The sequence below is a fragment of the Rhizobium hidalgonense genome (assembly GCF_005862185.2).
Classification (GTDB): domain Bacteria; phylum Pseudomonadota; class Alphaproteobacteria; order Rhizobiales; family Rhizobiaceae; genus Rhizobium; species Rhizobium hidalgonense.
Map to the genome: position 1 here is coordinate 153,797 of NZ_CP054028.1, position 19,901 is coordinate 173,697.

Genomic DNA, 19,901 nt, shown 5'->3' on the forward strand with positions numbered 1-19,901 from the left:
GCTCATCAACCAAACAAGGAGAATTCGAAATGCAGGTACTCGTCCGAGATAATAATGTCGACCAAGCGCTGAGGGTTCTGAAAAAGAAAATGCAGCGTGAAGGGTTGTTCCGCGAAATGAAGGAACGGCGCGCCTATGAGAAGCCCTCCGAACGGCGCGTCAGGCAAAAGGCGCAGGCGATCAGCCGGCATCGCAAGGCTGCCCGCAAGAAAATGCAGCGCGAAGGCCTGATCGCCGGGCCAAAGCGGACGGCCGCCCGTTAAGGCCCATCTCGACCGGCCTTCCCAGGCTTCTAGTGTTTATATTCCCCGGAAAGGACAGAACATGGACGAACTCAATAGCCTCACCGTTTCAGAAGAGCGCCTCGAGGATTGCCGCGATGTCGTGGAGCCGGATCTGCAGGATCTGATCCAACGCGCATTGTCCTCCGGCTTTTCCCGCGAGGAAATTCTCATCGCCGTCAGCGAGCTGGTGGCCGAAGACTTCGCAATGGTCATGGAAACCCCAAGCGTGCATTGAGGCACAATCGCGTGAAGGTAACGGCACAGAAGGATCTCTTTGGTGCGCCCGACGAGCCACTTCCTGAGGGCTTTCGATATTCTCCCGATATCGTTCCCTTGGAGCTTCAGCATTCTGTTCTAGAGGCAATTCCTACGCTTCCCTTCAAAGCCTTTGATTTTCACGGTTTTGAAGGCAAGCGAAGGACCGTCTCTTTCGGCTGGAAATACGACTTCGACAGCCGGTGCGTGAGGAAAGCCGAGCCGATACCGCATTTGCTGCTGCCCCTTCGCGAGGTAGCCGCAAGTTTCGCCGGTATCGAACCGGCTGCGCTCGAGCAGGTTCTGGTAACCGAATATGGCCCGGGTGCTCCGATCGGCTGGCACAAAGACAAGTTCGTATTCGGCCGGGTCGTCGGTATTTCCCTGCTCTCGTCCTGTACCTTCAGGCTGAGGCTGCGGGACGGCGGCAAATGGCAGCGGCGGTCTCTCATCGTCGAACCCGGCTCGGCCTATCTCATGGCCGGCGCGTCGCGAGTACTCTGGGAACATTCCATCCCGCCCGTCGATCGGCTGCGTTATTCGATCACCTTCCGGGAATTGGCTCAGTAGCAGCCAACACGCCGGAACCTCTGCTTCGGCAGATGGTTATCCCGTCTTCTGCAAAGATGGAGATAATGATGGCCGAGCAGGACGATGCGACACGGGTATGGGAGTTGATCGACAAAATAGGATTTTGCATGCTGACGAGCCGCAGCGGTGACGATCTGCGTGCCCGCCCGATGTCTGCCTATTCCGCACAGCTCGAGAATGCGGTCTATTTTCTGACGGATGTGGCCAGCCACAAGGACGACGAGATCGCCCGATCGCCAAAGGTGTGCCTCGCCTTTGCCGACACCAAGGGACAAAAATATGTTTCCGTGTCGGGGGTGGCCGAGGTGCAGAACGATCGCGAGAAGATCAAAGAATTGTGGGCCACGCCAGCCAAGGCATGGTGGGACAATGCCGATGATCCCTCCATCCGCATCCTCAAGATCACCCCGACTTCGGCCGAATACTGGGACAGCCCGGGCACGATCATCAGCTATATCAAAATGGCGGCCGCAGCGGTTTCGAACAGCAAGCCCGATATGGGCGACAATGCCGAGGTTAAGCTTTGACGCATGAAGCGCCGTTCAAGCCTGCCTGGCCGAGGCCTTGATGAAATCGATAAATGCTCTGAGCGGGGCCGGCACCAGTCGCCGTCCGGGGTAATAGAGGAACGGACCGGAAAAGTGCTGCCACCAGGGTTCGAGGATGGGCTCGAGAGCGCCGCTGTCGAGATGCGGGCGCAGCCAATCCTCGAAAACGCAGATGATCCCCGTGCCCGCAATCGCTGCGTCGACGGTCAGGTCGGTCGCCCCGCCGACCCTCACGATCAATGGCCCTGAAGGTTCCACCCGAACCACTTCGCCCTCACGTTCGAACTCCCATGGGCTCGTCAGCACGCCGCTGGCAAAACGACCCAGCAGACAGGCATGACCGAGCAGTTCGCTTGGATGCTGCGGCCGGCCATGGCGGTGGAGATAGTCAGGGGAGGCGGCCGTGGCAAACCGCTGCACACGCGGCCCGATCGGCACCGCGATCATATCCTGCTCCAGCCGCTCGTCATAACGGATGCCGGCATCGCAGCCGGCGGCGAGCACGTCGACGAAACTCTCCTCAGCAATCACTTCCAGGCGAATGTCGGGATAGGCGGCGAGGAACGGCGGAACGATGGCGGGCAGCACCAGCCGCGCCGCGCTGACCGGCACGTTGAGCCGCAGCGAGCCGGCCGGCCGGTCGCGGAATCCGTTGACCACGTCCAGTGCCAACTCCACCTCGGTCAGAGCAGGGCCGAGCCTCTCCAGCAAGCCCTTGCCCGCTTCGGTCGGGACGACGCTGCGTGTTGTGCGGTTGAAGAGCCGGACACCGAGCTCGGCCTCCAGGCGACGCACCGCCTCGCTGAGAAAGGAGGCGCTACTGCCGCTGACACGCGCGCCCTCGCGAAAACCGCCGGCCCGCGCCACAGCCACGAAGGCGGTGAGATCACCGAGGTCTGTCTTCATTGTTCGCCTTTCCGCACAGCCCGTGCGGATTGTACCGGATTATCGCGCGCGTCAACAGCGCCTATCTTGGCGTCACCTCTTGAAAGGAGTAAGATCATGTCCATAATCGATCAGTCCGGAACCTTCAAACTCGGCGACTTCAGCGTGAAGCGGCTCGGCTACGGCGCCATGCAGCTTGCCGGCCCCGGCGTGTTCGGCCCGCCCAGGGATCACGGTGCGGCTTTGGCCGTGCTGCGCGAGGCAGTTGCTTCAGGCGTCAACCACATCGACACAAGCGATTTTTATGGTCCGCACGTCACCAACCAGATCATTCGTGAAGCGCTCCATCCCTATCGCGACGACCTTGTCATCGTCACCAAGATCGGCGCGCGCCGCGGCACGGACGGATCCTGGATTCCGGCCTTCTCGCGTGAAGAGTTGACGGCGGCGGTACACGACAACCTCCGCAATCTCGGCCTCGACGTGCTTGACGTTGTCAACTTCAGGATTGCGTTCGACCTGCATGGCCCTGCCGAAGGGTCGATCGAAGCGCCGCTGACGGTGCTTGCCGATTTGCAGCGGCAAGGCCTGGTACGCCATGTTGGCTTAAGCAACGCCACATCGAAGCAGATCGTCGAAGGTCGCGGGATCACCGAAATCGTCTGCGTGCAGAACCAATACAATCTTGTGCATCGGGCTGACGATCGCCTGATTGACGATCTTATCCGGGAGGGCACCGCTTATGTGCCATTCTTCCCGCTCGGCGGCTTCACCCCGCTGCAATCCTCCACCCTGTCCGATCTCGCCGCACGCCTTACTGCCACGCCCATGCAGGTTGCACTCGCCTGGCTGCTGCGTCGCGCGCCGAACATCCTGCTGATCCCCGGCACCTCGTCGCTCAGTCATCTCAGGGAAAACCTCGCAGCTGCCGAGCTGGTGCTGCCGGATGATGCTGTCGAAAAATTGAACAGCATGGCTGACATCGCCGCCTGACAGCCATGTGAGCGTGCGCTATCTTCTCCGGCGCGGCTGGACGAAACCGATCATAACCTTGGATACGTGCCTTCCGGCCGTTGAAAAATTCTAACGCTTTCAAGCCGGACGATAAATCAGGATGGCTTCCTTGTGAGAAGCTCATAGGCCACGAGAGCCAATGACATCGCCAGAAAAACCACGATTGCCAATGGATAATTGGCAATCGCATTCGGATCGGCCAGCTTTGGAATGCCGATGACGGTGCCGACCGCCAGAACCGCCGACAGAGCAACCTCCTGGACGATCAGTTTCGCAAAGCGCGTCATAACCAGCCTCCTGTCACCTCAGTCTTTCAGCGCAAACGCCACGTCCGAAGTCTCATTTCTCCAAGCTAACCTAGTGTCGGCTGGGAAACGGTCCAGAGGGATCGGCCACGACCGCGCTTTCAGTATCGCTCCGGCACGAGCATTTCAGCGGGGACCGGCGCCCTGTTGTAATCGGCATGACGGATGCGATCCGGCAGCTGGATATCCGGCTTCGGCACATCCTCATAGGGAATCTGCTCAAGAAGGTGGGCGATGCAGTTCAGCCGCGCCCGTTTCTTGTCCACTGCCTGTACCACCCACCAAGGCGCTTCCTTGGTGTGCGTGCGCGCCAGCATTTCTTCCTTGGCCTTGGTATATTCCTCCCAATGGACACGGCTTTCCATATCCATTGGTGAAAGCTTCCATTGCTTCAGCGGATCGTGGATGCGCATCTTGAAGCGGAATTCCTGCTCCTCATCGGTGATCGAAAACCAGTATTTGATCAAAACGATTCCGGAACGGACCAACATGCGTTCGAATTCAGGCACCGAACGGAAGAATTCGTCGAGCTCTTCCGGGGAGCAGAAGCCCATCACGCGCTCGACGCCGGCGCGGTTGTACCAGCTTCGGTCGAAGAGCACCATTTCGCCAGCTGTGGGAAGATGCGGGACATAACGCTGGAAATACCATTGATGGCGTTCCCGCTCGGTAGGCGCAGGCAGGGCCACCGTCCGGCAGACCCGCGGATTGAGCCGCTGGGTCACGCGCTTGATCACGCCGCCCTTGCCAGCCGAATCCCGGCCCTCGAACAGCACCACCACCTTCAGCTTCTTATGCTGAACCCAATCTTGCAGCCGCACCAACTCGTGCTGCAGCCGGAAGAGTTCCCGGAAATAGATCTTTCGCTCGAGGGTCTGCTCGGCCGGTTCCGACATTCCTTCGGCGACCAGATCGTCCAGCCGGTCCTCCTCCATCTGCATTTCCAGCTCCTCATCGAAGCTGTCGGCGATCTCGGCCTTGATCCGGCTGAGTTGGTCCTGATGTGTTTGCGACATAGGCTTTTCCTTCCTGCTTTCGTTGACAGGAGCATGTCAGTGCGAAGGTTATATGACGACCACTGATCGAAGCTGAAACGGATTAGTCGCGTCTCTCGTTCCCACGCCTATAGCTGCCCCGTCCGGTATTGGTCGACAAGGTTCCGGCAGGCGCGGATCGTCAGGGCCATGACGGTAAGCGTCGTGCCGGCGATGCCGCTGCCGGGGAAGGCGCTGGCGTCGGTAACGATAAGGTTCGGAGCGTCCCAGACCTGGTTATAGGGGTTGAGCACCGACGCCTGCGGGGTCTCGCCCATGCGCGCACCGCCGGTTTCATGGATCGCCGCACCCATGCACATGGTCTTGCGGAACCATTTGCGGAACATGAAGCGGCTGAAGGCATCAGCCTCGGGGAAGGCGCCCTTGCCCATCTCCTTGAGGCCGGTGGGCGAGCCGATGAATTCGAGCTCGCCGCCGACCTCCCTGATCATCGCGATCAGCGTCTCCTCCTGCCGGGCAAGCAGCGCCTGCTCCTCCGCCTGCATGACACAGCGAATGTGCGGCACGGGAATATTCCAGGCATCCCGACGCTTGCCATCGAGGGTGATGCGATTGTCGGCATAGGGCAGCATGCGGCCGAAGCCGAAGAAGGCGAGACGCGCATCGGTCTCCCCGGATACCGGCGCCCGGCCGACGCTGCCCTGGTAGTCGAAATCGCCGCGGGCCGTGTCACCCTCGCCGAAGCGCGGGATGAAGATGCCGCCCGACGGATTGTAGAACGGATCGGTCGGGGCAGATTCGTCGTGCGCCCAGCCCTTCGCCTTCGAAAAGGATCCGAAGGCAAGACAGGGAAGCTGGTCCATGAAATAACGTCCGAGGGCGCCCGAGCTGTTGCCGAGCCCGCCTGGATGTCTTGCCGAAGCCGAATTCAGGAGCAGCCGCACGCTCTCAATCGGCGACGCGGAGAGAACCACCGTGGCGGCACGCGCGGTCGATAGCTCGCCGGTGTTGCGATCGATGAATTCCGCGCCGGTGGCGCGGCCGGTTTTCTCGTCCGTGGTGATGCGGCGGACGACGGCGTCGTAGCGGATCGTCAGCCGGCCGGTCGCCTTGGCATCGCGCAACGGTCGCGGCATGCGGTCAGCGTCCGGCGCGATATAGCGCCAGGAGACGACGTGTCTTTCCGGCCAGCGGCTTTCCACAGCCTGCTTGAAGATCTGTTCGGCCGGCGTCAGGTTTGCCGGCTTCGCATAGACCCCGTCCGGCAGGGTGGTCACATCGTCCTTGTTGCCGTAGAGCTCAAGATAAGTCTCGACCTCGTCGTAGAACGGCGTCAGTTCGTCATATGAGACCGGCCAGTCGACGCCCTTTCCCGTGCGCGACCGGATCTTGAAATCGTCGTCGGTCCAACGCAGCAGCACGCGGCCGAAACTGTGCAGGCGCCCGCCGCCCTGGCGGCCGCGGATCCACAGGAACGGTTCGCCCTTCGGCGTCGTATAGGGGTTCTTGCGGTCGTTGACGAAAAAATGGCTGAAGCGCTCGGTAAAAAACGCTGCGCGCGCCTGGATCGGTTGACCCTTGAGGGTGGCCCGCGCGCGCTCCCAGATATTGATGCTGCTTGCCGGCGCCTTCTTGCGCGCGGGGTCGAAATCCTTCGGCCCGACGGCAGGGCCGGCCTCCAGCAGCAGCACCGACAGCCCCTGTTCCGTCAATTCCCTAACCGCGAAGGAACCCGCCGCGCCGGAGCCGATCACCAGCGCATCATAGACAATCTCAGACATGTCTTTTCAAATCCTGTCCTGGGGCAATTCCTCAAAGCAGTGCAAAACGCATTCGGAACTGCGGGAAACAAAGGGACCGCGCATCAGAGCCGCGATCCATCGGCGCCGAAGAGCGACGCTTTGGCGATATCGAGCCCGGGCGCGAGAGGATCGCCGGGCTCAAGAGCGACGTCGCCCATCAGCCGGAGCGAGAGGCTTTGATCGGCCCAATCGAACCAGACGACGGCGTCCGAACCCATCGGCTCGACGACGGAAACGCGGCCTGGAATGGTCGGCAGGCCGCTCGATGCACCGTCGAGCACAAGATGCTCAGGGCGAAAGCCGAGTGTGGCAGGTCCTTCTGCCGCTGCCTGGCTGAAGGAATAGCCGCGGAGATCGACGATAAGCTCACGGCTTCGGAAAACCGCCGATCCGCGGCCGCGCTCGATCTGACCCTCGATGAAATTCATTGCCGGAGCGCCGATGAACCCGGCAACGAAGAGATTGGCCGGGCGGCGATAGATCTCCGCCGGCGAGGCGAGCTGCTGGATCACGCCGTCGCGCATGATGGCAATCCGATCGGCCAGCGTCAGGGCCTCGACCTGGTCGTGGGTGACATAGATCATCGTATTTCCGAGGCGCTGGTGCAGCTTCTTAATCTCGACCCGCAATTCATTGCGCAGCTTGGCATCGAGGTTCGACAGGGGTTCGTCGAAGAGAAAGACATCGACTTCGCGCACCAGCGCCCGGCCAATGGCGACGCGCTGGCGCTGGCCGCCCGATAGTTCGGCGGGGCGCCGGTCGAGCAGCCTGTCGAGCTGGAGGAGCGCCGCGGTGCGGGCAACACGGGCCTCGATTTCGGCCTTCGGCAGACCGGCGACGCGAAGCCCGAAGGAGAGGTTCTTGCGGACCGACATGCGGGGATAGAGGGCGTAGGACTGGAAGACCATGCCGATGCCGCGGTCCTTCGGCTCCTCCCAGCTGACGTTCCTGCCTGAGATCCACACCTCGCCTGCGGTAATGTCCTGAAGGCCGGCAATGGCATTCAGAAGCGTGGACTTGCCGCAGCCGGAAGGGCCGAGCAGCACCAGGAACTCGCGGGGCGCGATGTCGATCGACATTTTCTCGATCACCGCGTGGTGGCCGTAGACGATCTTCAGGTCCTTGACGGAGACGGCAGATTGCATGGAAGCGTTACCCCTTGACTGCGCCGGCTGCGATACCGCGGACGAACCAGCGGCCGGACAGGAAATAGATGGCAAGCGGAACGAGGGCGGTTAGGATCGTTGCCGCCATGTTCACGTTATAGGTTCGCTCGCCCATCGTGGTGTTGACGATATTGTTGAGCTGCACGGTCATCGGCAGGTTGTCGCGGCCGGCAAAGACGAGGCCGAGCAGGAAGTCGTTCCAGATGCCGGTGAATTGCAGCATGGAGACCACGACAACCATCGGCACGGCGATCGGCAGCATGATCTCGAAGAAGATGCGCCAGAAACCGGCGCCGTCGACGCGCGCCGCCTTGCAAAGCTCTTCCGGCACGGTGACGAAATAGTTGCGGAAGAGCAGCGTCACCAACGGCAGGCCGAAGATGACATGCACGAGGATGATGCCGGCGAGCGAATTGTAGAGATCGATATTCGCCATCGCCCGGACCATCGGATAGAGGAATATCTGGTAGGGGATCAGGCCGCCGGCCATCAGCAGGCCGAAGAGCAGGTTTGCGCCGCGCGGCCGCCAGAGCGACAGCGCATAGCCGTTGACGGCGCCGATGAAGACCGAGAGTGCGACCGCGGGAAGGGTGATCGCCACCGAATTCCAGAAGCCGCTGCGAATGCCGACACAGACCGTTCCCATGCAGGCGCCCGACCAGGCGGTAACCCAGGCGGAAAAATCGAGCTTGGCCGGTAGGGCGAAGATCTGCCCGAGCCGGATTTCGTCCATGGATTTCAGCGAAGTCACCACCATCGTATAGAGCGGCAAAAGGAAGAAAAGCGCAGCGACGACAAGGAAGGCATAGAGGCCGGCGCGTCCGGCCGTGATGCGTGCCGGCTTCGGGCCGTTCGGATAAGGATGGACCATCACGCGCCTCCCTTCGCCCGGTTGCGCATGTGCATCGCGTAGCGGAACGGGGCGACCGCGATGATCACACCGAGGACGAGTACCGTCGCGCCTGCAGTGGCAAGGCCGAGGTTCTGGCGGCCGAACAGATTGTCCATGATGAATTTCGCCGGCACCTCGGTCGCATTGCCGGGGCCGCCATTGGTCATGGCGACGACGATGTCATAGGTCTTGATCACGCCCATGGCGAGCAGCATGCCGGCAGCCGCGAGCGCCGGCCCGAGCTGCGGCAGGATGATCGAGACATAGATCCGCCAGACGGGAATGCCGTCGATGCGCGCCGCCTTCCATTGCTCGGCCTCGATGCCGCGCATGCCGGCAAGCGCAATGACCATGACCAGTCCGGCGCCCTGCCAGACGCCGGCAAGCACCAGCGCATAGATCGCCATGTCGCGATTGACCACCCAGTCGAGGACGAAGCTTTCCCAGCCGAGCGAACGCATACTCGCCTGGATGCCGAGCGTCGGATTGAGCATCCATTGCCAGATCAACCCGGTCACCACGAAGGACATGGCGTAAGGATAGAGGAATATCGTCCGAAAGGCGCTTTCGAAACGGATCTTCCGGTCGAGCGCCGCCGCCAGCAGGAAGCCGAGCAGCAGGCAGCCTGCGACATAGAGAAGGCCGAAGATCAACACGTTCTGCAGCGATGCCAGCCACTTGGCAGATGAGAACAGCTTCGAATATTGCGCAAAACCGACATAGGTCGAGGATGGAAACAGCGTCGAATTGGTGAAGGAGAGGCGGATCGACCAGGCCATGGTGCCGATAAAGACGACGACCGCGACGAACCATGTCGGCAGCAGCGCGATGGTGGCGGAAAGATTGGGCTTGCGTTTGATGGGCATCGGCCAGCTCGTTGACGGATGAAAGCGGGGCTCGCGCCGCCGCGTGGAGCGCAACGGTCTACAGCCGTGGCGCCGACATCAAGCCGACGCCACGGTCACGATCCTACTCGAAGATGGCAAAGAAGTTTTCGGCCGACGAAGCCGCATCGTCCGAGCCGCCGCTCCAATATTCATCGACGAAATCGTCGAGCGCCCCGACCTGCTGTGGCGTGAGCACGATCGCCTGATCCGGTACGATGGCGCCGGCGGCCATCAGCTCAGCACCCTTCTGGGCGCAGACATCCAGTTTCGTCTTGTCGACGTCGGAGCGCATCGGAATCGCTCCCTTTTTGAGGGCGAATTCGACCTGGACGGCCGGGTCCATGACGACTTCAGCGAGAAGTTTCTGCGCCTTGTCGGTCCCGGCATTTTTGGTCTTGGGGAACCACAGGGCGTCGGCAATATAGACCATGCCCTTGGATTCCGGCACGATCATGCAGCCATAATCCTTGCCCGGTTGCTTGCCGGCGACGGTGAATTCACCCTTCGCCCAGTCGCCCATGAACTGCACGCCGGCTTTGGCAGTGATCAGCATGGCGGTCGCGTCGTTCCAGTTGCGGCCGGCGGCCCCCGCATCGACATAGCCGCGCAGCTTGCCGAGGATTGCAAGGGTCTTCTTCACACCTTCGACGGAGGCCTGGCTCTTGTCTTTGTCGACATAGATCTTCAGGAAACCGTCGATCCCCACCTGCGACAGCAGGATCATGTTGAAGACCTTGGTCTCCTGCCAGGGCTGACCGCCCCAGGCGACCGGAACGATGCCGGCAGCCTTCAGCTTGTCGAGGTCGGCGAAGAATTCGTCCCAGCTCTTGGGCTCGTCTGAAATGCCTGCCTTGCCAAAGGCTTCCTTGGAATAGAAGGCCCAGCTTTCGCCATGGGCGCCGGTCGGAGCGAGATAGACCTTGCCTTCATAGGAGATCAGATCATGGATCGATTTCGGTAGGGCGTCCGCCCATTTGCCGGCGGCAGCGACGTCGTCGATCTGATTGAACAGGCCCTGGCTGACGAAATCGGCGGCGGCAAGACCGATGACGCCCTGTTTGGCGCCGGGCGCGTCACCGGCAACGATACGGTTCTGGAAGGCGGCGTCAGCAGCCCCGAATCCAGCGATCGAGGAGTCCTTCCAGACGCCGCCGCGCTTTTCGAACTCGGACTTGATGACGTCGAGGGCTGCCGCTTCGCCGCCCGACGTCCAGGACGACATGATCTCGATCGTCGGTTTGTCCTCGGCATGCGCCGAGGCGAACAGACCGGCAAATGCCGCGCCGGCCAGAAAAAGTTTCATCATGGTCTTCATCGTTCCACCTCTTGAAAAAATGCCCTCTTTGCGGGGCGTTTGTTGTCTTGGGAGTGACTGTCAGCGATAGATCGGCAGGAGCGCCTGCCGGACGAGCGTTAGCCCGTTGGCGATGTCGCGGACGGGATCCGGCGCGGCATCGAGTTCGAGGATTGCCCAGCCTTCATAGGACCGGTCGCGCAGCAGCCGGATCCAGGCCGGCCAGTCGACCCGTCCGAGCCCGAAGCTGCAGAAATACGGCTGGTGGCGTTCATGGATATGCCTGTCGATCGGGGTGTCGGCGGGCATCGGCCCGATCGCATCCTTCCAATGGGCGATGATCATGCGCTCGTGATGGCGATCGACGAGCTGGACGGGATCGGAGCCGGCAACGATGATATGGGCCGTGTCCGGGCACATATGCACATAGGCCGGATCGGTCAGAAGCATCATCAGATCGACATCGCGCGCGCCTGCAAAGATCGAATGCGCCTCGGTGTGCAGCGCCAGCCGCACGCCCCTGGCATGGAGGGTCGCGCCGAGCCGGTTCAGAAAATCGGCAATCACCTTGGCGCGGTCGAAATCATGGAACTGCACCGGCTGGGCGCCGAGCGTCTGGCGCAACGGTGCGCCAATCACCATGATATCGCTGCCGCAGGCTTTCAGGAAGTCGGCATAGCGTTCCGCCTTGTCGATCAGCGCGCGCTGGGCCTCGGGCTCGGCAAAGTCGCCAGCCGCCTCCAGCTCCGCGAAGAAGCCGCTGCACAGCGTCAGCCCACGTCTTGCCAGCTCGGCGGCGAAGGCATCGACGGAACCATAGGTCTTGATCGCATCCTGCCAATTGAAGGGAGAGAAGGTCAGCTCGACCCCGGTGACGCCGGCGGCCTGGACGCTGTCGAGGATCTTGTCCCAGAAGGCGCGCGGCTCGGTGCGCGCATGGTCGACGATCGCATCATGGCTATCGACACCCCAGAAACCAGGATGGAAGAATGTCACGAGATCGACACCGAAGCGCAGCCTGTCGCCACTAGCCATAAACTGTCCACTTCTCCAGGCATGACCTACCCGCGGCGGAACACCAGTTCCACGTCCAATAAGTCATGGATTTTCAATGCATTAAGGAATGGCAATCGTTTGCCATGCCTAGATGATAATCAAGCTGGTTTTTTAAGCAAGCGATTTTTGGCAAACGTTTGCTATAAATCGCTGGGTGCCTTACAGTTGCAAACCGAAGCATCCGAGAGAGTGAAGTAAACGTGAATAAAAACAAGGATGTGGCGGGAGAGGATCAATCGGGGGCGCTGATGGCCGACGTCGCTCGGCTCGCCGGCGTTGCGATCTCTACGGTCAGCCGCGCGCTCGCCAATCCCGGACGGGTCAACGAGAAGACGCGCGCCAAGATCAATGCCGCGGCCAAGCAGCTCGGCTACACCCCCAATGCGATGGCGCGCGGCCTCAGGGTCGGTAAATCCAACATCATCATGATCATCCTGCCGGGATCGCTCTATTACGGCGTCTCGCAGATCATTCCGCAAGTGCTGCAAAGCATCAACAAATCGCTGATCCAGGGCGGCTACAACCTGATGATCGCCAACCTCGATCGCGACGAGATTTCCGAGCGGCACATACTCGACCTCGCCTTCGGCGGCAGCGTGCGCGGCGCCATCATTCTGTCGTCGAAGCTTCCGGAGGTCGACGGGCGCTCGCTGGCGAGTTCCGGCCTGCCGATCGTTTCGATGCTGCTCGACATGAGCGATGCCGGCCTGCAGAGCGTGGTCACCAACGACCGCGAAGCAGTGCGCGACGTGACCGCCGAACTGATCCGACTGGGTCATCAACGATTCTTCTATCTGGCGGGGCCAGAAGGCAATTATCACGACGTCGAGCGCTATGGCGGCCTGCTCGAAGCGCTTGAGGCAGCTGGCCTATCAAAGGAGACAGTGCATCGCTCTGGCGGCCGTCTCGATTATCAGCACGGTTTCGATATCGGCGTGCAGGCGGCAGAGGATTTCGCGCAACTGACCGAAAAGCCGACAGCGGTGATCGCCACCAGCGATGACATGGCCATTTCATTTGTCAGTTGCATCAAGCGGAAAGGCTTGCGCATTCCCGATGATCTCTCTGTCGTCTCCTTCGACGGCTCCCCAGTCTGCGAATTCTCTTCACCGCCGCTCTCGACGATCGAGCAGCCGGTGGAAGAGATGGGGCGCGCGGCGGTCGATCTCCTGCTCGATGCCATCGGCCAGGCGCAAGATACAGCGGCTGTACGCACCGTCATCCGCAGCAGGCTTATTCTGCGGGAGAGCGTTGCCGCTGCGAAGACTTGATGCCGGCACCGGCGATCTCGCGAAATGAGGGGCCGCACTATCAATTTTGAAGCTGCACTCAAATCAAGCGGCTCCGAAGGTTCTTACGAGCTAGAGGCAGATTCTAGTTGTCAGTAATACGTTCGTCCGGCAACATTACTGGCTAGCTTTCTCGAATTGCATAGTATTGCCACCAGCACGTTGGGGAGACGGGCATGTGTGCAGAGCTTGTCGAGCGACGATTGACGGCCATCCTGGCGGCCGATGTGGTGGGGTACAGCCGTCTCTTGGAGGCAAACGAAGAGGAGACGCTTAATGCCCTTCGGCAGCATCGCCGCGAGCTTTTCGAACCAGCTGTCACGACCCACGACGGGCGTATCATCAAGGTGATGGGTGACGGCTTCCTCGTCGAGTTCGGTAGCGTGCTGAGTGCTGCACGATGCGCAGTCGAAATCCAACGCGGCATGCTGGAGCGCAACATGGGGCTTCCAGCCGACAGGCACTTTGCGTTTCGAATAGGCTTGAATTTGGGCGACATCGTCTTCGATGCGGATGACTTTCATGGGGACGGCATTAATGTGGCGGTCCGGCTACAAGCCCTTGCAGCACCGGGCGGCATTGCCTGTTCGGCGGCTGTGCGGCACGAAGTCGGAAACAAACTCGGCCTCGATTTCGCAGACCAGGGCGAAAAGACCGTCAAGAACATTTCCCGTCCGGTGCATGTCTATTTTGCCGATTGGGGCAACGTCGCCTCCGGTGCAGAGGTGCCCTCTGTCGCAAGCGGCCATACGCGGGCACCCGTCAACAAGCCATCCGTTGCAATCCTGCCATTTGCCAACATCAGCGACGACGCCGCCCAGGAGTTTTTCAGTGACGGCATCACCGAGGACATCATCACTGATCTATCGAATGTTTCAGGCCTATTTGTGCTGAGCCGCCACACTGTCTTCACATGGAAGGGCCGGAGCGAGAACCTGCAGCGCATCGCCAGGGAGCTCGGGGTTGCCTATATCGTAGAGGGCAGCGTCCGCAAGGCGGGAAACCACGTCAGGATCAATGCTGAATTGATCGACGCTGCCAGCGACGGCCACGTCTGGGCCGCACGTTACGACCGCGACCTGACCGATATCTTCGAAGTGCAAGACGAGATCACGAAGGCAATTGTCGAGCAACTAAAGGTCAAGCTGCTCCCGGAGGAAAGGGAGGCAATCGAGCAGGCGCCGACGGAGAGCGTCGAAGCGTATACGCACTTCCTGAGGGGGCGCGAGTACTATCACATTGCCTCGCGCTCAAACCATCTCATGGCCAGACAGAGCTTCGCGAGAGCTATAGAATTGGATCCGGACTATGCTCGTGCCTACGCGGGAATCGCGGTCTGCGATTCCCGCCTTCGGTCTCAGTTTGGTATGCGGATTCCGGTAGAGGACATTCTCGCGAACACAGCGAAGGCGCTCGCTATCGATCCCAATCTGGCAGAGGCCCATGCGGCCAAGGGGTTTGCGTTGGCGGTCGCCGGCAATCGCGCCGAGGCGGTTTCTTCGTTCGAGCGAGCTTTATCGCTCGACCCCGATTGCCACGAGGCCAATCGATATTATGCAGAGTTTTGCGTTACCGATGGCCATTTTGAGCAAGCGGCGACGTACTTTGTGCGCGCGTCTGAAATCAAGCCTGCAGACTATGGCGCGCCGACCATGCTCGTGAATGTCTTTCGGTCACTCGGGCAGCTGGACAGGGCCGAGAGCTATGCTCGAATCGCGATAAAAAAGGCTGAGGACGAACTACGGCGACATCCGGAGAATGCCAATGTTGCCTGTCTTGGTGCGACCGTGCTGGCCTTTCTCGGTATCCGAGATCGGGCATTGGAGTGGTTGGCCCGCTCCCTGGCGACTGATCCCAGCGACATAAACATTCAATATAACGCCGCCTGCACATATGCGCTGCTTGGCGAAATTGACCAAGCGATCGACGTGCTCGAGGCTTGGATGCCTCAGGTCGGGGCAGAGATGCGGCTGTGGTTCAAGAATGATTCCGACCTCGATTCCATTCGCGATCACCCCCGCTATTCGGGATTGCTTGAGCTGTCTGAATAACGCCCCTTACATTTGGCGGGTTATTTGTAATTCTATTTTATTACTTGCTAAAATTCCCACGAGCGCCGATGGTCAACTTAAACTGGCAATCATAATAGTCTTTTGAGGGGGAGCGGATGGGCGCCCGGTTCAGACTTTATGTACAGCCTCCATTTGAAGATGCTAGATCTCGTCCCGAGATCGTGGAAGTTTCGTCGCCGTTGGGTAGCCTGACAGCTGGCCCGGCCGATGATCGCATGTTCGTTGTAGAGCCGGTCGGCAAGACCGGTCCTTACGGTGTGAATCGCGGGCCGCTCGGCACGCCGTACATGTCTCTTCCGCCCTGGACGGGAAAAATCCTCGAGCCCGCCACCCCCGACGAGTGCGGCAATTTCGACTATCTCCGACCTTCGATGGCTGGCTTCGAAGCCGCGCATATCTTTGGATGCGTGCGGTTCACACTGGATGTATGGGAGCGCTATCTCGGCCAGCCGCTCATCTGGCATTTTCGGGATCACTATGACCGCCTGGAAATCTCGATCCTGCCGCAATGGGACAATGCACAATACGGCTATGGTTTCCTCGAAGTTGGGAGCCAGTTCGAGAACGACGGGGGCGTTCTTCCCTTCAGCCTGGATTTCGACGTCATCGCGCATGAGGTGGGGCACGCGGTCATCTTCAGCATCTTGGGCGTGCCGCGCCCGGGAACCGAGTATCCCGAATATCTTGGCTTTCAGGAGGCGTTCTCCGACTGCGTGTCGCTGATCGCGGCCATGCATTTTCCGTCCGTGATTGACAATGTTCTCGCGGAGACGCGCGGTAACCTGTACCTCGCAAACCGTCTGTCGCGCTTTTCAGAATTTTCGCCGCATCGCCAGATACGCTCGGCAAACAACAAACGGACGATGGCCGAATTCGCGCACGGATGGAAGGATGAGCACGAACTCTCGCAACCGCTCACCGGCGCGATATTCGACATCCTCGTCGACATTTTTCATGAGAGCCTCGTGGCGCGCCGCTTGATCTCGCATGCCGTTGAAGATCTCGCAGATATTGCCGAGTTCGATTCGGCAGCCGAGGTGCCGGTGCAGCATGCTTTCAACCGTGCTTTTGCGCAGAGCGCTGATGGGTTTGTCGAAGCACTGCTCGATGCACGAGATATCGTCGGGACGTATCTGGCGGAAACCTTGTGGGCTCTTGCTCCAGACTTCCTGGACTACGGCGACGTTGCGAGAACGATGCTTGCCATTGATCAGGACGAAAGAAGCGGTCAGTTCGCACGGATCATCAGCAGAAACTTCAGTCGACGCGCGATTGGTGAGCTGCACGCTGGCCCGCACCTCAGAGGCGGCGAGCATCACAGTCACGTCCACTCTGCGCGGACGTTACTGCCCAGAGATAATCTGAAGCTTCCGAAGATGACCTTTCGCGAGAAAGTTTTGCTGTCGAGATCAATGAGCAGTCAATAGACCGGTAGATGGAGGGAGAAGTGGCAGACAATGAAACCTTGCTAGGCATATCAGCAGTGTATCTGTTCGGGCGCGCGCTTAACGATGTAATTCTTAGAGGCAGCGTTTACGAGCCTCTGGGCATCCCTAAAGTGGGAACGAACAACTTTCTGAGAAACCAGCTTGCTGCGGAGGGCGCAAAACTCGCGCGAATCTATGCATTCTCTTTCGAGGGTACTTTCATTGAACTAGGTCGGCCAGCAATTTTCGTTGTCCACGGCGCCGGTTCAGATCCCGACGATCCCCCTCCGAGCGATCTCGGGTACGAGAGATTGTCTCGATCCCCTGGTTCGAGTGCCAGAACGGGTCTCGGTTCCCAGATTGGTGCTCTCGCCAAGGATATGAGGGTTTGGATCTATGATAAGGGCGATCTCTCGATGAGGCTCGATGCCGAAACGGGAACCTTTGAGCAAATCCTGCTCACAGCCGAGGTTTCGACTGATCTCCGAGGCGGAATGTCCAGATCGGGCGGCGCCTTGTCCCGCTCCGGCGGCGTTATGTCGAGATCAGGCGGGTTCATACCTCGCAGATCAGGCGACAACGACTAATCCACATGTAACGACGGATCCCGGAGGCTAATATGTGTAATGATGAGCCGGAAGTTGAGATCGAAAGCTTTAGCGAACCGCTAGTGGTTGTTCCTTGGGGCGACGACAAGCCTTTTAAACTCATAGGTAGCGGCTTTAGTAAAAAGACGATAGATACGTTCGTATGTACCAATGAGCACGGCAACGATGTTGTTCCGAAAATCACGGTAACTATAGATCCTAATGCTAGGAGCACCGATAATTATTTGTCGGTGATAGCCCACGCGGAACCTGGCGCCGATACCGAGAAAGTCTTCTGGGTTGCCGTAAAACTGAACGGTATGTTTCAAGACGCCCAAGAAGGATTGAAGGTCATTTGACTTTCGAGCGATCAGTCGAAAGTGGGTTGACGGTCTACTAATTGGCCAGTCGCCGTTGTGAGCTAGCGTCTCGATATACAATATACCCACGCCTATCGCGCCCGGACGGTGGGACTAACGACAGGAGTGGGAGGCAGGGCCATAAGTGTAAATCATTCCGGAAGGAAGCGACGCTTCGAAAAGCGTTTTGCTGTTCGATGGATTCTATTGTAACCGCCCGATTGCTACCGCGTAGATTTTGCTCTGATGCGAGCGACGAGGAGTTCGTCGTCAACAAAGCTGTCGAGGAAGTCGTTCCATTCTTGGGGTGAGCGGCGGGCGTCTTTGAGCATCTGCTCCAGTTCGTCCATGCCGTCGTCCGTCAGTGCGGTGACGGATTCGTCGTCTCCGGTGTAGACGGAGATGATGCTGCCGTAGCTCAGATTATCATCGTTGGAGACGATTGCTTGAAGAAGCTCCGGGTCCTCTTCGAGAATTTCGGCAACAAATTTGATCGTACGGACGTAGGTAACTGTTGCCATCAGGCTGCCTCGGCAGAGATTGTGACGAGGGGCGACCAGTTCCACGGCAGCAGCTCGTCGAGTCGATTGATCTTGTGATCGTGGATGCGATCGAGCACGTCAGCCAAATATGCCTGCGGATCAAGACCATTCATCTTGGCCGTCTCGATGATCGTCATGGCCCGCGCCAAGGTCTCCGCCCCGGTGTCGGCTCCCGCGAATAGCCAGTTGCGTCTTCCAACGCCTATCGGACGCAGAGCCCGCTCGGCAGCATTGTTGTCGATCGCGACACGGCCGTCTTCGAGGAACAGGCAGAGCGAGGACCATCGGCTCAATCCGTAGCGGAAAGCTGCCGCCAGATCGCCTTTGCCCGGAATGCGCGTTAGTTGAGCTTCAGCCCAGTGGCGGAATGCTTCAGCCTTGGGCTTGCTCTGCATCTGACGCGCGGCAAGCCGGATCTCAGGAGGCTGGCCGTTGATGCCCCGCTCGATGTCGTAAAGCGCTCCGATACGATCGAGAGCCTCTCGCGCGATCTCGGACTTGTTCGATGTCCAGATATCGTGGAAGTCGCGTCGCCAGTGGGCCCAGCAGGCGGCTTCCTTGAAGCGAGATTCTCCCTTTTCTCCAGGCGAGTACAGCTTGCCATATCCTTTGTAGCCGTCAGCCTGAAGGATGCCGCTTGATTGCTTGAGGTGGCGGTGGACGTGCTCTTCTTTCCAGTCGGGAGCAAAATAGTAGACTGCACCAGGCGGGGAAACGCCCGCCCATGGTCGTTGATCGCGGACATACGTCCAGAGCCTACCCTTCTTCACACCCTTGCCCAGCCCCTTGTCTCGCAGCGAGCGATCCAGCACCCGGATCGGGGTGTCGTCGGCATGAAGGAGGTCACTTGCCATAATCGCCGTTTCGATCCGCTCGATGAGAGGCTGAAGCACCTGCATGGCGCGACCGCACCAATCAACCATCGTGCTGTCGGGAATGTCGGCGCCCATGCGGGCGAAGATCTCGTTCAGCCGGTACAGCGGCAAATGGTCGTCGAACTTCGAGACCAGAATATACGCCAAGAGGCCAGCGCCGGCCATGCTGCCAGGGATCGGGCGGCTGGGCGCTGCCACCTGCACCATCTTCTCGCAGCAGCGGCAGGACTTCTTCAATCGGGCGACCTCGATCACCTTCATCTGCGCTGCAATCATGTCGAGGATTTCGCTTGTGTCCTCACCGACAAGACGCAACTCACCTCCGCATTCCGGGCAGCAGGAGCCAGGATCGAGTTCGCGGCGCTCGCGAACTGCTTTGTCCGAGATGCGTGGGCGCCGGCGCATGATCTTTTCAGACGTATCCGCCAAGGCAACAATAGGCGCCGCATCATCAGGTTCATCGATTGGCGCAGTACTGCTTTCAGCGGCGGCGATCAACAGATCCTCAAGCGCGAGTTCCAACTGCTCGATTTCACGCTCGATCTTTTCAGACGACTTGCCGAAGACCTGTTTCTTCAGCTTGGCAATGCGCAGCCGTAGGGTTTGGATCAACTGGTCGTGCGCTTGCAACGTCGCCGACATCTTCGCGTTTTCCGCCTGCAACGCGGTGATCATTGCCTTGAGAAAGGCTGGATCATCAGGAAGATTTGTCGTTGCGTTTGACATGATCCTGACTACCATAGGCCAGGAGAAATTGCCATAAAAACGAGTAGTTT

General features: G+C 59.6%; 21 protein-coding genes. 10 read left to right on the top strand and 11 right to left on the bottom strand.

Annotation, left to right across the window (positions count from 1 at the left end; all coding sequences use genetic code 11):
• Positions 1–29: 29 nt before the first annotated feature.
• From rpsU to FFM81_RS22030, 4 genes are all read left to right on the top strand, one after another.
• A complete protein-coding gene (gene rpsU, locus FFM81_RS22015; protein WP_003572152.1) occupies positions 30–263 on the top strand; it encodes a 30S ribosomal protein S21 in 234 nt (77 codons plus the stop codon).
• A 61-nt stretch (positions 264–324) separates the two neighbouring features.
• Complete coding sequence (locus tag FFM81_RS22020) at positions 325–519, top strand: hypothetical protein (RefSeq protein ID WP_003572153.1); 195 nt, start codon at positions 325–327, stop codon at positions 517–519.
• Positions 520–530: 11 nt separating this feature from the next.
• The gene (locus FFM81_RS22025; protein ID WP_003572154.1) at positions 531–1,109 is read left to right on the top strand and encodes an alpha-ketoglutarate-dependent dioxygenase AlkB; all 579 of its coding nucleotides are present in this window, start codon (positions 531–533) and stop codon (positions 1,107–1,109) included.
• Between the two features lie 68 nt (positions 1,110–1,177).
• Entirely contained in the window at positions 1,178–1,657 is a 480-nt protein-coding gene (locus tag FFM81_RS22030) for a pyridoxamine 5'-phosphate oxidase family protein (protein WP_003572155.1), read from the top strand.
• A 15-nt stretch (positions 1,658–1,672) separates the two neighbouring features.
• Here the strand turns inward: FFM81_RS22030 and FFM81_RS22035 are convergent, their stop codons facing one another.
• Complete coding sequence (locus FFM81_RS22035; protein ID WP_128397874.1) at positions 1,673–2,584, bottom strand: LysR family transcriptional regulator; 912 nt, start codon at positions 2,582–2,584, stop codon at positions 1,673–1,675.
• A 96-nt stretch (positions 2,585–2,680) separates the two neighbouring features.
• Here FFM81_RS22035 and FFM81_RS22040 point away from each other — a divergent pair, with 96 nt between their 5' ends.
• Complete coding sequence (locus FFM81_RS22040; protein ID WP_128397875.1) at positions 2,681–3,556, top strand: aldo/keto reductase family oxidoreductase; 876 nt, start codon at positions 2,681–2,683, stop codon at positions 3,554–3,556.
• A 116-nt stretch (positions 3,557–3,672) separates the two neighbouring features.
• Here the strand turns inward: FFM81_RS22040 and FFM81_RS22045 are convergent, their stop codons facing one another.
• The 8 genes from FFM81_RS22045 to FFM81_RS22080 all read right to left on the bottom strand — a co-directional run bounded on the left by FFM81_RS22045 (position 3,673) and on the right by FFM81_RS22080 (position 11,953).
• Positions 3,673–3,864 (bottom strand): hypothetical protein, encoded by a 192-nt coding sequence (locus FFM81_RS22045; RefSeq protein WP_003572164.1) that lies wholly within the window; start codon positions 3,862–3,864, stop codon positions 3,673–3,675.
• 119 nt (positions 3,865–3,983) lie between these two features.
• Positions 3,984–4,898 (bottom strand): polyphosphate kinase 2, encoded by a 915-nt coding sequence (ppk2, locus tag FFM81_RS22050; protein WP_003572166.1) that lies wholly within the window; start codon positions 4,896–4,898, stop codon positions 3,984–3,986.
• 107 nt (positions 4,899–5,005) lie between these two features.
• Positions 5,006–6,658 (bottom strand): GMC oxidoreductase, encoded by a 1,653-nt coding sequence (locus FFM81_RS22055; RefSeq protein WP_128397876.1) that lies wholly within the window; start codon positions 6,656–6,658, stop codon positions 5,006–5,008.
• 83 nt (positions 6,659–6,741) lie between these two features.
• The gene (locus FFM81_RS22060; protein WP_003572169.1) at positions 6,742–7,824 is read right to left on the bottom strand and encodes an ABC transporter ATP-binding protein; all 1,083 of its coding nucleotides are present in this window, start codon (positions 7,822–7,824) and stop codon (positions 6,742–6,744) included.
• 7 nt (positions 7,825–7,831) lie between these two features.
• Entirely contained in the window at positions 7,832–8,716 is an 885-nt protein-coding gene (locus tag FFM81_RS22065; protein ID WP_003572170.1) for a carbohydrate ABC transporter permease, read from the bottom strand.
• A complete protein-coding gene (locus FFM81_RS22070; RefSeq protein ID WP_003572171.1) occupies positions 8,716–9,603 on the bottom strand; it encodes a carbohydrate ABC transporter permease in 888 nt (295 codons plus the stop codon). Before FFM81_RS22070 ends, FFM81_RS22065 begins: the two co-directional genes overlap by 1 nt.
• A gap of 103 nt (positions 9,604–9,706) precedes the next feature.
• The gene (locus FFM81_RS22075) at positions 9,707–10,939 is read right to left on the bottom strand and encodes an ABC transporter substrate-binding protein (protein ID WP_138384593.1); all 1,233 of its coding nucleotides are present in this window, start codon (positions 10,937–10,939) and stop codon (positions 9,707–9,709) included.
• 60 nt (positions 10,940–10,999) lie between these two features.
• Positions 11,000–11,953 carry a sugar phosphate isomerase/epimerase family protein gene (locus FFM81_RS22080; protein WP_003572174.1) on the bottom strand — a complete coding sequence of 318 codons (954 nt, stop codon included), beginning with the start codon at positions 11,951–11,953 and terminating at the stop codon, positions 11,000–11,002.
• 221 nt (positions 11,954–12,174) lie between these two features.
• Between FFM81_RS22080 and FFM81_RS22085 the strand changes: the two genes are divergently transcribed.
• The 5 genes from FFM81_RS22085 to FFM81_RS22105 all read left to right on the top strand — a co-directional run bounded on the left by FFM81_RS22085 (position 12,175) and on the right by FFM81_RS22105 (position 17,708).
• The gene (locus FFM81_RS22085; RefSeq protein WP_138384592.1) at positions 12,175–13,245 is read left to right on the top strand and encodes a LacI family DNA-binding transcriptional regulator; all 1,071 of its coding nucleotides are present in this window, start codon (positions 12,175–12,177) and stop codon (positions 13,243–13,245) included.
• A gap of 194 nt (positions 13,246–13,439) precedes the next feature.
• A complete protein-coding gene (locus FFM81_RS22090) occupies positions 13,440–15,314 on the top strand; it encodes an adenylate/guanylate cyclase domain-containing protein (RefSeq protein ID WP_003572178.1) in 1,875 nt (624 codons plus the stop codon).
• A gap of 116 nt (positions 15,315–15,430) precedes the next feature.
• Complete coding sequence (locus FFM81_RS22095; RefSeq protein ID WP_003572179.1) at positions 15,431–16,762, top strand: gluzincin family metallopeptidase; 1,332 nt, start codon at positions 15,431–15,433, stop codon at positions 16,760–16,762.
• Between the two features lie 8 nt (positions 16,763–16,770).
• Positions 16,771–17,349 (top strand): hypothetical protein, encoded by a 579-nt coding sequence (locus FFM81_RS22100; RefSeq protein WP_037092678.1) that lies wholly within the window; start codon positions 16,771–16,773, stop codon positions 17,347–17,349.
• 32 nt (positions 17,350–17,381) lie between these two features.
• Positions 17,382–17,708 carry a hypothetical protein gene (locus FFM81_RS22105; protein ID WP_003572183.1) on the top strand — a complete coding sequence of 109 codons (327 nt, stop codon included), beginning with the start codon at positions 17,382–17,384 and terminating at the stop codon, positions 17,706–17,708.
• Between the two features lie 224 nt (positions 17,709–17,932).
• Here the strand turns inward: FFM81_RS22105 and FFM81_RS22110 are convergent, their stop codons facing one another.
• Together FFM81_RS22110 and tnpC are read right to left on the bottom strand one after the other, a co-directional pair.
• Positions 17,933–18,229 carry a hypothetical protein gene (locus FFM81_RS22110; RefSeq protein ID WP_064697210.1) on the bottom strand — a complete coding sequence of 99 codons (297 nt, stop codon included), beginning with the start codon at positions 18,227–18,229 and terminating at the stop codon, positions 17,933–17,935.
• Entirely contained in the window at positions 18,229–19,851 is a 1,623-nt protein-coding gene (gene tnpC, locus FFM81_RS22115) for an IS66 family transposase (protein WP_138384591.1), read from the bottom strand. Before tnpC ends, FFM81_RS22110 begins: the two co-directional genes overlap by 1 nt.
• Positions 19,852–19,901 lie beyond the last annotated feature (50 nt).